Origin of the sequence: Shigella sp. FC1567 (genome assembly GCF_001743015.1) — a bacterium.
Lineage (GTDB): Bacteria > Pseudomonadota > Gammaproteobacteria > Enterobacterales > Enterobacteriaceae > Escherichia > Escherichia coli.
In genome coordinates this window covers 15911-28102 of sequence record NZ_MIIV01000344.1, presented here as the reverse complement: position 1 = coordinate 28102, position 12192 = coordinate 15911, and the positions used below count along the sequence as shown (strand labels likewise).

The window sequence follows — 12192 nt, the reverse complement described above, 5'->3', positions numbered from 1 at the left end:
TGGCTGTTTTACGCGTATGACAGGATACGGAGGACGGTTGTGGCGCACGTCTTCGGTGAACGCACTCTGGCCACACTGGAGCGTCTTCTGAGCCTGCTGCCGGCCTTTGAGGTCGTGGTATGGATGACGGATGGCTGGCCGCTGTATGAATCACGCCTGAAGGGAAAGCTGCACGTTATCAGCAAGCGTTACACTCAGCGCATTGAGCGACATAATCTGAATCTGAGACAACATCTGGCAAGGCTGGGACGGAAGTCACTGTCGTTCTCAAAATCGGTGGAGCTGCATGACAAGGTCATCGGGCATTATCTGAACATAAAACACTATCAGTAAGTTGGAGTCATTACCGGCTATTTTTATAGGGTTCTTTATCGAGATTGAAAAATAAGGTCTCAGCTATTTTAATTTTAGATTGATCGCAGCTAAAATCTTTAGATTGATCGCGGCTAAAATCAATATGATTTATCACGGAGCATGCATACTTTATCTTTTCAGAATCACCAAAATATTGCATTCTTTTATTAAAACACCAATCCAGTATTCTTACATCATTAATATATGGGGATTTTAAAAAAGTCATCCAGAATCGATGACCGGTGTAAGGTTAACTTTTGCATCATCTAAGGAATCAATAAGAATATGAGACAGGTTAACTTTGATGTCATTAATTTCATTGTCAGTAGCTTTCTTATTATTAAGAAGATAATTATTTACTGCGTTAAGGTCATCTATTTCTTTCAGTATCCCTTTTTCACCAAGCAAGTATGAAATCGATTCATTACATACATAAGGCATTAATAGCAGATGTTCTTTCCTTATTGCTAATAATGCATTATTCAATGGTTTTTCTAATAAATCCGTAATCGTAGAATCAACTGAATCTTTACAACTCACCTGCGAGTTATTCAAGTCCTGAGAATTATTTAACTCCTGTGAAATATTTAATAGACGAGCTATTTCCTTGTTAGCTTCGCGTTGGTAACATGCCAGAATCTTGTTAGTAATCAGGTGTAATGAACTCTCATCTTTTCTTTCAAAGGACTTTCCTTCATAACGATTAGTCGAACCATCAGGTTGTTGAAATATAATAGCCGTATGTCCTTGACGAGTCCCCATAGTAGTGAAAGTGGAAAGTGTGATTTCTATTTCCACCTTAGATAAATCCGCTCGTTCCCCTTCAGGATTATTCATAACAAACTTTATTATCTCACTGCCATCATTATTTTTGATATAAGATGAGGACTCAATATGAGCCATCATATTTCTTCCCGCTTCGTTGGAGCGTTTGCTAAAATCCACATAACCTAGAGTAAATATTTTTACCAAAAATTCCAAAAATGTCTTAGGATCAAGGATATTTCTTGTGTTATCCTGCCCCTCGGCATTACGGGCAAAATTATTCATTCCAACACGCCAGGTATTTAAAACTTCACTTTTTTGTTTAAAATTGTCGGCTAATGTAATGTGTTGAGAATAATTCAAATCTGATATTTTGCTCATGACGAACTCCTTGAGTTAATAAGAACGTCTAAGCATTACAAATTTTACTCACAAAAAAATATCAAAAAACGCTCTTTTCACAAACTCGCCGTAAACCTGGAGTTATTTACGGCGAAAAGTCATCACGCCATCAGCATCTTCACTACTGCTTTGCGAACCCGGGCTGGCGCGCCCACTGCGCACAGCGGTTTATGCACTTCCCCCGGATAAAACACAACAAAATCACCTTCATTAAGGATAACTGTTTTCTCATCAACGCCTTCCGGCAAAAATGCGATGTCTTTATCAGCTAACCAGTCGGTATCCGGGGTGCCTGCAGGTTGCGTGCTGAAGGTCATGCCTTCCTGACCTTTTAACACAATCTGAATGTCGAGATAGCGGGCATGGTACTCCGCACGGCGAGCTTCGTGCGGCTCGGTCATATCTTCCGAGATAAGATAAAACAGACGATTGCCTTCGATATCGTGCTTGCCCTTTGGCGTTTCTGCCGTAACGTGTGCTTTGATATGCTCAATCGCCTGGCGTAACTCCTGGGGTAGCCACGGCTGAAGATTATGAATATTTCCGATGATCATCTTTTCCACTCCTTAATTAAAACAACGTTTCATTTCCATCGTTATACGAAAAGATGATCAATTCCGCTAGCCTTAACGCGTGAATTATTGTCTTATCACAACTTATCGGCAGGCGCGTTCCCGCCTTTCGGGTCAAGGCCCGCATCACTCCTTGAGAATAGTTTTTATCGCTTCCCCCGCCAGTGCAGCTGTTGCACAGAGTTGTTCGATGGAGTGCCCCTCCCGTGCCTTCGCAGAAAGCCCTGACATCACGGTACTCATAAAATCAGTCACACATTGTGCGCTTTGTGGATGCCGCCTGGCGATATAGTCATAAATGGTCGTTTCTGCGGCGTGATAATATTGAACGGCAATATCACGCGCTTGTGGATCATGACTATGAATGCCTTCAAGAACCATACAGCCAGCGCAGCCGCCGTTTTGGCTATATCGGCGCGCCGCTTCTTTTAATACCTCAGCCAGGCACTCCCCTACCGGACGATCATCACGAAGAATATCGGCAAGCGGAATAGCTTCCGTACCGACATATTCATTGAGTACACGGCTAAATAACCCAGCCTTATTGCCAAAAGCCGCGTAGAGGCTCGGGGGGTTAATACCAAGATAATCAGTAACTTCAGCAACACTGACAGCATCGAAACCTTTTTGGTGAAAAAGCACTTTTGCCGCAGAGACTGCCTGCTCAGGAGCGAAACGTCTGGGACGACCTGGAACGCGAGATTGTTTTTTAGTGACCATTACAAAACTTGTTGACAGAAAGTTAAAACAGTTTTGTAATGCATGTTACATAATAAATCAAGGAGTCCTTATGGGCGCTTTTACAGGTAAGACAGTTCTCATCCTCGGTGGTAGCCGTGGAATCGGTGCCGCTATCGTACGTCGTTTCGTCACCGATGGGGCCAATGTACGATTCACCTATGCGGGGTCGAAAGATGCCGCTGAACGCCTGGCACAAGAGACTGGAGCGACAGCAGTATTCACAGATAGTGCTGACAAAGACGCTGTTATTGATGTCGTTCGTAAGAGCGGCGCATTGGATATCCTGGTGGTAAATGCAGGTATTGGCGTCTTTGGCGATGCCCTGGAATTAAATGCCGACGATATTGATCGCCTTTTCAAAATCAATATTCATGCTCCTTACCATGCCTCTGTTGAAGCCGCCCGGCAGATGCCCGAAGGCGGACGCATCTTAATCATCGGCTCCGTGAATGGCGATCGTATGCCTGTTGCAGGCATGGCTGCTTATGCCGCCAGTAAATCTGCCCTGCAAGGCATGGCGCGCGGGCTGGCCCGTGATTTCGGACCGCGTGGGATCACCATCAACGTCGTCCAGCCAGGGCCAATTGATACCGACGCTAATCCCGCCAACGGGCCAATGCGCGATATGTCGCATAGTTTTATGGCCATCAAAAGACATGGGCAACCGGAAGAGGTCGCTGGTATGGTCGCATGGTTAGCAGGGCCAGAAGCCAGTTTTGTTACCGGCGCGATGCATACCATTGATGGCGCGTTTGGCGCATAACCGACTACGCTCAATTAAGCCCAGCCATTTCCCATGATGTCTGGGTTTTGTTTACTCACGTCGTCCGCTAAAAGCGGCTCCTGGTAAATATAAATCTTCTGTTCATGTCGTAAATCTTGAGGATAACCAAATGGTAGAAAGAACCGCTGTTTTCCCTGCTGGACGACATTCACTGTATGCTGAGCATCGTTATTCTGCGGCTATTCGTTCCGGCGATTTGCTGTTTGTTTCCGGGCAAGTAGGAAGTCGAGAGGACGGAACACCAGAACCCGATTTTCAGCAACAAGTCAGACTGGCCTTTGATAATTTGCATGCGACCCTGGCAGCTGCGGGATGCACTTTTGACGATATCATTGATGTTACGAGCTTTCATACCGATCCAGAAAAACAATTTGAAGACATCATGACGGTGAAAAATGAAATATTTAGCGCGCCATCTTATCCAACCTGGACGGCGGTGGGCGTTACATGGCTGGCAGGCTTTGATTTTGAAATTAAAGTGATAGCGCGCATCCCTGAGCTCTAAGCAATAGTGCTAGCCGTTCGTTTTCACACTCCGCCCTATAAGTCGGATGAATGGAATAAAATGCATATCTGATTGCGTGAAAGTGAAAAAGAAAAAAGCAGGAAATGTCTGCAATTATTGATACCGAACGACAGTTCCCCCCAGAATCACAGTAAATAAAAATGCATATATTTTAACTTTAAATTCAAATAAACCGTTTGCGCTGACAAAATATTGCATCAATTGCTTGCACCGCTTCTGACGATGAGTATAATGCCGGACAATTTGCCGGGAGGATGTATGGTTCAGTGTGTTCGACATTTTGTCTTACCGCGTCTGAAAAAAGACGCTGGCCTGCCGTTTTTCTTCCCGTTGATCACCCATTCCCAGCCCCTCAATCGAGGGGCTTTTTTTTGCCCAGGCGTCAGGAGATAAAAGATGGCTAATCCGCTATATCAGAAACATATCATTTCCATAAACGACCTTAGTCGCGATGACCTTAATCTGGTGCTGGCAACAGCGGCAAAACTGAAAGCAAACCCGCAACCAGAGCTGTTGAAGCACAAAGTCATTGCCAGCTGCTTCTTCGAAGCCTCTACCCGTACCCGCCTCTCTTTCGAAACTTCCATGCACCGCCTGGGTGCCAGCGTGGTGGGCTTCTCCGACAGCGCCAATACATCACTGGGTAAAAAGGGCGAAACGCTGGCCGATACCATTTCGGTTATCAGCACTTACGTCGATGCGATAGTGATGCGTCATCCGCAGGAAGGTGCGGCGCGCCTGGCCACCGAGTTTTCCGGCAATGTACCGGTACTGAATGCCGGTGATGGCTCCAACCAACATCCGACGCAAACCTTGCTGGACTTATTCACTATTCAGGAAACCCAGGGGCGTCTGGACAATCTCCACGTCGCAATGGTTGGTGACCTGAAATATGGCCGCACCGTTCACTCCCTGACTCAGGCGTTAGCGAAGTTCGACGGCAACCGTTTTTACTTCATCGCGCCGGACGCGCTGGCAATGCCGCAATACATTCTGGATATGCTCGATGAAAAAGGGATCGCATGGAGTCTGCACAGCTCTATTGAAGAAGTGATGGCGGAAGTAGACATCCTGTATATGACCCGCGTGCAAAAAGAGCGCCTGGACCCATCCGAATACGCCAACGTGAAAGCGCAGTTTGTTCTTCGCGCCAGCGATCTCCACAACGCCAAAGCCAATATGAAAGTACTGCATCCGCTGCCGCGTGTTGATGAAATTGCGACGGATGTTGATAAAACGCCACACGCCTGGTACTTCCAGCAGGCAGGCAACGGGATTTTCGCTCGCCAGGCGTTACTGGCACTGGTTCTGAATCGCGATCTGGTACTGTAAGGGGAAATAGAGATGACACACGATAATAAATTGCAGGTTGAAGCTATTAAACGCGGCACAGTAATTGACCATATCCCCGCCCAGATCGGTTTTAAGCTGTTGAGTCTGTTCAAGCTGACCGAAACGGATCAGCGCATCACCATTGGTCTGAACCTGCCTTCTGGCGAGATGGGCCGCAAAGATCTGATCAAAATCGAAAATACCTTTTTGAGTGAAGATCAGGTAGATCAACTGGCATTGTATGCGCCGCAAGCCACGGTTAACCGTATCGACAACTATGAAGTGGTGGGTAAATCGCGCCCCAGTCTGCCAGAGCGCATCGACAATGTGTTGGTCTGCCCGAACAGCAACTGTATCAGCCATGCCGAACCGGTTTCATCCAGCTTTGCCGTGCGAAAACGCGCCAATGACATCGCGCTCAAATGCAAATACTGTGAAAAAGAGTTTTCCCATAATGTGGTGCTGGCCAATTAATTGCGGTTGGTAATAAAAGTCTGGCTCCCTATAATGAGCCAGACTTTTTACCGCTGTAATAAAGGAGAAATCATGAGCAAAACTATCGCGACGGAAAATGCACCAGCAGCTATCGGTCCTTACGTACAGGGCGTTGATCTGGGAAATATGATCATCACCTCCGGTCAGATCCCGGTAAATCCGAAAACGGGCGAAGTACCGGCAGACGTCGCTGCACAGGCACGTCAGTCGCTGGATAACGTAAAAGCGATCGTCGAAGCCGCTGGTCTGAAAGTGGGCGACATCGTTAAAACTACCGTGTTTGTAAAAGATCTGAACGACTTCGCAACCGTAAACGCCACTTACGAAGCCTTCTTCACCGAACACAACGCCACCTTCCCGGCACGTTCTTGCGTTGAAGTTGCCCGTCTGCCGAAAGACGTAAAGATTGAGATCGAAGCGATCGCTATTCGTCGCTAATCTTGATGGAAATCCGGGCTATCATGCCCGGATTAAGTCTGATGACAAACGCAAAATCGCCTGATGCGCTACGCTTATCAGGCCTACGTGATTCCTGCAATTGATTGAATTTGTAGGCCGGATTAGGCGTTTACACCGCATCCGGCATGAACAAAACTCACTTTGTCTGCAATCTGAATCCGGGCCACCATGCCTAGTTTATTCTTTACTGCCAGCCGTAACGACGGCTATAAAATCCTTTCACCAACTGGGTTAACGTCATATACCCTGCCAGAATCGCAACCAGCCACGGGAAATAGCTTAACGGCAACGCCTGTAATTGCAGATAACTGGCCAGCGGTGAAAACGGCAATGCGATCCCGACAATCATCACGATCACGGTCATGATCATTAACGGCCACGATGCACAGCTCTGAATAAACGGCACACGGCGGGTGCGGATCATATGCACAATCAGCGTTTGCGACAGTAAGCCCACCACAAACCATCCCGACTGGAACAGCGTTTGCGTTTCCGGCGTGTTGGCATGGAATACCCACCACATCAGGCAAAACGTCAGAATATCGAAGATCGAGCTGATCGGTCCGAAGAAGATCATAAAGCGCCCCAGATCCGCCGGATTCCAACGCTGCGGCTTTTGAATTTGCTCGTCGTCGACGTTATCAAACGGGATCGCCACCTGTGACACATCGTACAGCAGGTTCTGAATAAGCAAGTGTAACGGCAACATCGGCAGGAAGGGCAAGAAAGCACTCGCCACCAGCACGCTGAACACATTACCAAAGTTAGAACTCGCCGTCATTTTGATGTATTTCAGCATGTTGGCGAAAGTGCGACGTCCCTCAATAACCCCCTCTTCCAGCACCATCAGGCTTTTTTCCAGCAGGATGATATCAGCCGCTTCACGGGCAATATCTACCGCGCCGTCCACAGAAATGCCGATATCCGCCGCGCGTAAGGCGGGCGCATCATTAATACCATCGCCCATAAAGCCAACCACATGCCCTTCGCGCTTCAGTAAGGTCACAATGCGTTCTTTATGCATCGGCGTCAGGCGGGCAAACAGCGTGGTGCGCTGTGCAAGATTTGCCAGTTCGTCGTCAGATAGCGTTTCAATATCACTACCAATGACCACCTCTCCCGCGTCCAGCCCCACTTCATGGCACACTTTCGCTGCAACTAACTCACTGTCGCCAGTAAGGATTTTTACGGTAATTCCACTCGCTTTTAATGCCTTCAGTGCCGGAGCGGTTGTCTCTTTTGGCGGATCAAGAAAAGCAATATATCCTTCGAGGATCAGGTCGGATTCATCCGCCCGCTGGTAATCTCCTTCACGCGCTGGCAGGTATTTCGTCGCCACCGCAACCACGCGCAGCCCCTGACGATTCAGCGTATCAGTAACCCGCTTAATCTTACGCAGCATGATGTCATCGAGCGGCACAATCTCGCCATTGTGACGCACCTGCGAACACACATTGAGGATTTCCTGCAATGCACCTTTGCAAACCAGCTGATGGTGCTCGGTATTTTCTGCCACTACCACCGACATCCGGCGACGCTCGAAATCAAACGGAATCTCATCGATTTTTTGCCAACGACTGGCCAGCGAGCGCGCTGACTCTTCATCCGTACCTTCGAGCACCGCTGTATCGAGCAGGTTTTTAAGTCCGGTCTGATAATGACTGTTCAACCACGCGCTATGCAGCACGCGTTCGCTGGTTTTACCGGAGATATCGGTATGATTCTCCAGCACAATTTTATCCTGCGTCAGGGTGCCGGTTTTATCAGTGCACAGAATATCCATTGCGCCAAAGTTCTGAATAGCATCCAGATGTTTGACGATCACTTTCTGTTTCGACAGCTTTACTGCGCCGCGCGCCAGCGTCGAGGTAACAATCATCGGCAACATTTCCGGCGTTAGGCCTACCGCGACCGAAAGCGCAAACAGCGCCGCTTCCCACCAGTCGCCTTTGGTGTAGCCATTGATTAACAGCACCACCGGTGCCATCACCAGCATAAAGCGAATCAGCAGCATACTGACGCGGCTGATCCCTTGCTGAAAGGCATTCGGCTCGCTTTCCTGCTCACTAACACGCCCCGCCAGTTGACCAAACCAGGTATTGGCACCTGTAGCAATCACCATTGCTTGTGCCGTGCCGCTCACCACGGTGGTGCCCATAAAACACAGCGTGTCGCACTCCAGCGGATTGCTGTGCTCCGGCTGGCGAGTGGTAGCGGCTTTTTCCACGGGCAGAGACTCACCGGTTAACGACGCCTGAGCGACGAACAGATCCCGCGCTTGCAAGATACGTAAATCTGCCGGGATCATATCCCCCGCCGCCAGTTTTATAATATCGCCGGGCACCAGCTGGTCGATCGGGATCTCCAGCCAGCCATTTTCGCCTTTGTCGTTAATTACGCGCAGCACCGTCGCGGTATTGCTGACCATCGCTTTCAGGGCATCTGCCGCTTTAGTGGAACGTGCTTCCTGAATAAAGTTCAGCAACGTAGAAATAGCGACCATTAGCGCGATAACGCCCGCAGCAAATAAATCTTCCGTGGCGTAAGAAATAGCGCCGAGAATGGTGAGTAAAATATTAAAGGGGTTGCGATAGCAGACCCATAAATGTACCCACCACGGCGACAGTTGTTGTGCGGGTAATTTATTTTCACCATGTTGTTCGCGGGCAGATTCCACTTCCGCCTGATTTAACCCTTCCGGATGGGTGTCGAACGTTTTCCACAATTCTTCTTCGGGCATCACCGCCATTTTCAGGCAATGCGCACTTAAGGACGGCGGGACCACCGTATTCACTGTCTGCTGCGCGCCAGGCAATGGATCACGATGAACCAGACGGGAAGGTAAATGGCGAATGAGCCGGGTAAAAATTTCTTTAAACATAAGGAGTCCCTCCGCACTGTCTGAAACAGTACAGAAATGTCTTCAGGCGTGGCGAAGCCTTACCTGAAGGTAATAAAGCTGAGCAGGGACGTTAAAACGTCACGGCCTTACGCATCCGGTAACGCCGTGAAAAGACGGGCTTACCGGAAAAGTTTTAATCTCCGTCGAGGGAGAGGCGTGGGATCAGGTTCCATATAACCTCCGGTAAGTGAAAAAAGCGCCGCAAATAATAAGGAGAATCCAATAATATTCGTAGCATCTATGGCGATATAATACCTGCTGGCAACTAAACCAACGATAAACCAGACTTTACCCATTGCTGAATGCACGGGTAAAGTTAGGCTCAAATAATTAAACAACACGTTACAGGACAACAGGATGCAAAATCGGCTGACCATCAAAGACATCGCGCGCTTAAGCGGCGTGGGGAAATCTACAGTTTCCCGGGTGCTGAATAACGAAAGCGGCGTGAGCCAGCGCACCCGCGAGCGTGTTGAAGCAGTGATGAATCAGCATGGATTTTCCCCTTCCCGCTCTGCGCGCGCTATGCGTGGGCAAAGCGATAAAGTGGTCGCCATCATTGTTACCCGCCTGGATTCGTTGTCAGAAAATCTCGCCGTTCAAACCATGCTGCCAGAGTTCTATGAACAAGGTTACGACCCAATCATGATGGAAAGTCAGTTTTCCCCGCAATTAGTTGCCGAACATTTGGGGGTGCTGAAACGGCGTAATATCGACGGCGTAGTGCTGTTCGGTTTTACCGGCATAACAGAAGAAATGTTAGCCCACTGGCAGTCATCGCTGGTTCTGCTGGCGCGTGACGCAAAAGGCTTTGCTTCGGTCTGTTATGACGACGAAGGGGCAATCAAGATCCTGATGCAACGGCTGTATGACCAGGGGCATCGTAATATCAGTTATCTCGGCGTGCCGCACAGTGACGTGACGACCGGTAAGCGACGTCACGAAGCCTACCTGGCGTTCTGCAAAGCGCATAAACTGCATCCCGTTGCCGCTCTGCCAGGCCTTGCTATGAAGCAAGGCTATGAGAACGTAGCAAAAGTGATTACGCCTGAAACTACCGCCTTACTGTGCGCAACCGACACGCTGGCACTTGGCGCAAGTAAATACCTGCAAGAGCAACGCATCGACACCTTGCAACTGGCGAGCGTCGGTAATACGCCGTTAATGAAATTCCTCCATCCGGAGATCGTCACCGTAGATCCCGGTTACGCCGAAGCTGGACGCCAGGCGGCCTGCCAGTTGATCGCACAGGTAACCGGGCGCAGCGAACCGCAACAAATCATCATCCCCGCCACCCTGTCCAGATCGTTTCCTGAACGATAAATTGTGATCTTCGCTGCGTTTCGGGAACGTTCCCGTTTTTAAATTTTTCCGCGCAATATATTCTGCAGCCAACCAAAAATGTCATCTGCCATGGGGCTTTATGATGAGCAAAATAAACCAAACGGATATCGATCGGTTGATTGAACTGGTCGGCGGGCGCGGCAATATTGCGACGGTGAGCCACTGTATTACTCGCCTACGCTTTGTCCTCAACCAACCGGCCAATGCCAGACCGAAAGAAATTGAGCAACTCCCCATGGTGAAAGGCTGTTTCACCAATGCCAGGCAATTTCAGGTGGTGATTGGCACCAACGTGGGTGACTACTATCAAGCACTGATAGCGTCAACCGGACAGGCGCAGGTTGATAAAGAGCAGGTAAAAAAAGCCGCCCGGCAGAATATGAAATGGCATGAGCAGTTGATCACTCATTTCGCAGAGACCTTCTTCCCGTTGCTGCCCGCGTTGATTAGCGGCGGTTTGATCCTCGGTTTTCGCAATGTGATCGGCGATTTGCCCATGAGCAACGGTCAAACGCTGGCGCAAATGTACCCTTCCCTGCAAACGATCTACGATTTTCTGTGGTTGATCGGTGAAGCGATCTTCTTCTACCTGCCGGTCGGGATTTGCTGGTCAGCGGTGAAAAAAATGGGCGGCACACCGATCCTTGGTATCGTGCTTGGCGTGACACTGGTTTCCCCCCAACTGATGAACGCTTATCTGCTCGGGCAGCAGCTGCCGGAAGTGTGGGACTTTGGCATGTTCAGCATCGCCAAAGTGGGCTATCAGGCGCAGGTGATCCCGGCACTGTTAGCCGGGCTGGCGCTGGGCGTTATTGAAACTCGCCTTAAACGCATCGTGCCAGATTACCTCTATCTGGTGGTGGTGCCCGTCTGTTCGCTGATCCTCGCGGTGTTCCTCGCCCATGCGCTGATTGGTCCGTTTGGTCGCATGATTGGCGATGGCGTTGCCTTTGCGGTACGTCACCTGATGACCGGCAGCTTTGCTCCGATTGGCGCGGCATTGTTTGGCTTCCTGTACGCCCCGCTGGTGATCACCGGGGTACACCAGACCACGCTTGCTATTGATTTGCAGATGATTCAAAGCATGGGTGGTACGCCAGTGTGGCCACTGATTGCGCTGTCGAATATCGCTCAGGGCTCCGCCGTGATCGGCATTATCATTTCCAGCCGCAAGCACAATGAACGCGAGATCTCCGTGCCTGCGGCGATCTCCGCCTGGCTTGGGGTCACTGAGCCTGCAATGTACGGCATCAACCTGAAATATCGCTTCCCGATGCTGTGCGCGATGATTGGTTCTGGTCTGGCAGGATTGCTATGCGGCCTGAACGGCGTTATGGCGAATGGCATCGGCGTAGGCGGCCTGCCGGGAATTCTCTCGATTCAACCGAACTACTGGCAGGTGTTTGCGCTGGCAATGGCTATCGCCATCATCATCCCGATTGTACTCACCTCGTTTATCTATCAGCGGAAATACCGCCTGGGCACGCTGGACATTGTTTAATTTTCTTCGGGGCGC

At 49.5% G+C, this 12192-nt stretch carries 12 protein-coding genes and 2 pseudogenes; 9 read left to right on the top strand and 5 right to left on the bottom strand.

Going from position 1 to position 12192, the window contains the following annotated elements; all coding sequences use genetic code 11:
- Positions 1–333, top strand: a pseudogene (locus BHE85_RS17555) (IS1-like element IS1X2 family transposase); the annotation flags it as partial.
- A gap of 13 nt (positions 334–346) precedes the next feature.
- Here the strand turns inward: BHE85_RS17555 and BHE85_RS17550 are convergent.
- The 3 genes and pseudogenes from BHE85_RS17550 to BHE85_RS17540 form a co-directional block, all read right to left on the bottom strand.
- Positions 347–1500: pseudogene (locus tag BHE85_RS17550) on the bottom strand (DNA-binding protein); the annotation flags it as partial.
- A 122-nt stretch (positions 1501–1622) separates the two neighbouring features.
- Entirely contained in the window at positions 1623–2075 is a 453-nt protein-coding gene (gene tabA / locus BHE85_RS17545) for a toxin-antitoxin biofilm protein TabA (RefSeq protein WP_000583467.1), read from the bottom strand.
- 144 nt (positions 2076–2219) lie between these two features.
- Positions 2220–2813, bottom strand: a complete 594-nt coding sequence (locus tag BHE85_RS17540) for a TetR/AcrR family transcriptional regulator (RefSeq protein ID WP_001319729.1) — start codon at positions 2811–2813, stop codon at positions 2220–2222.
- 70 nt (positions 2814–2883) lie between these two features.
- On the opposite strand from BHE85_RS17540, the gene bdcA reads away from it, so the two are divergent.
- The 6 genes from bdcA (at position 2884) to ridA (ending at position 6409) form a co-directional block, all read left to right on the top strand.
- Positions 2884–3597: an SDR family oxidoreductase gene (bdcA, locus tag BHE85_RS17535; RefSeq protein ID WP_000500702.1), complete on the top strand. Its 714-nt coding sequence runs from the start codon at positions 2884–2886 to the stop codon at positions 3595–3597.
- Between the two features lie 130 nt (positions 3598–3727).
- On the top strand, positions 3728–4123 hold the full coding sequence (locus BHE85_RS17530; protein ID WP_000230279.1) for a RidA family protein: 396 nt from the start codon (positions 3728–3730) through the stop codon (positions 4121–4123).
- Positions 4124–4402: 279 nt separating this feature from the next.
- A complete protein-coding gene (gene pyrL / locus BHE85_RS17525) occupies positions 4403–4537 on the top strand; it encodes a pyr operon leader peptide (protein WP_001296693.1) in 135 nt (44 codons plus the stop codon).
- A 3-nt stretch (positions 4538–4540) separates the two neighbouring features.
- The gene (gene pyrB, locus BHE85_RS17520) at positions 4541–5476 is read left to right on the top strand and encodes an aspartate carbamoyltransferase (protein ID WP_000013046.1); all 936 of its coding nucleotides are present in this window, start codon (positions 4541–4543) and stop codon (positions 5474–5476) included.
- Between the two features lie 12 nt (positions 5477–5488).
- Positions 5489–5950: an aspartate carbamoyltransferase regulatory subunit gene (gene pyrI, locus BHE85_RS17515; RefSeq protein ID WP_000148581.1), complete on the top strand. Its 462-nt coding sequence runs from the start codon at positions 5489–5491 to the stop codon at positions 5948–5950.
- Positions 5951–6022: 72 nt separating this feature from the next.
- Positions 6023–6409 (top strand): 2-iminobutanoate/2-iminopropanoate deaminase, encoded by a 387-nt coding sequence (ridA, locus tag BHE85_RS17510; RefSeq protein WP_004988646.1) that lies wholly within the window; start codon positions 6023–6025, stop codon positions 6407–6409.
- 205 nt (positions 6410–6614) lie between these two features.
- Here the strand turns inward: ridA and mgtA are convergent, their stop codons facing one another.
- Entirely contained in the window at positions 6615–9311 is a 2697-nt protein-coding gene (gene mgtA / locus BHE85_RS17505; RefSeq protein WP_000471882.1) for a magnesium-translocating P-type ATPase, read from the bottom strand.
- Positions 9312–9451: 140 nt separating this feature from the next.
- On the bottom strand, positions 9452–9505 hold the full coding sequence (gene mgtL / locus BHE85_RS17500; RefSeq protein WP_001387276.1) for a mgtA regulatory leader peptide MgtL: 54 nt from the start codon (positions 9503–9505) through the stop codon (positions 9452–9454).
- Positions 9506–9689: 184 nt separating this feature from the next.
- On the opposite strand from mgtL, the gene treR reads away from it, so the two are divergent.
- Together treR and treB are read left to right on the top strand one after the other, a co-directional pair.
- Positions 9690–10655, top strand: coding sequence for a trehalose operon repressor TreR (gene treR / locus BHE85_RS17495; RefSeq protein ID WP_001181346.1), 966 nt, complete (start codon positions 9690–9692; stop codon positions 10653–10655).
- Between the two features lie 100 nt (positions 10656–10755).
- Positions 10756–12177 carry a PTS trehalose transporter subunit IIBC gene (treB, locus tag BHE85_RS17490; RefSeq protein WP_073692052.1) on the top strand — a complete coding sequence of 474 codons (1422 nt, stop codon included), beginning with the start codon at positions 10756–10758 and terminating at the stop codon, positions 12175–12177.
- Positions 12178–12192 lie beyond the last annotated feature (15 nt).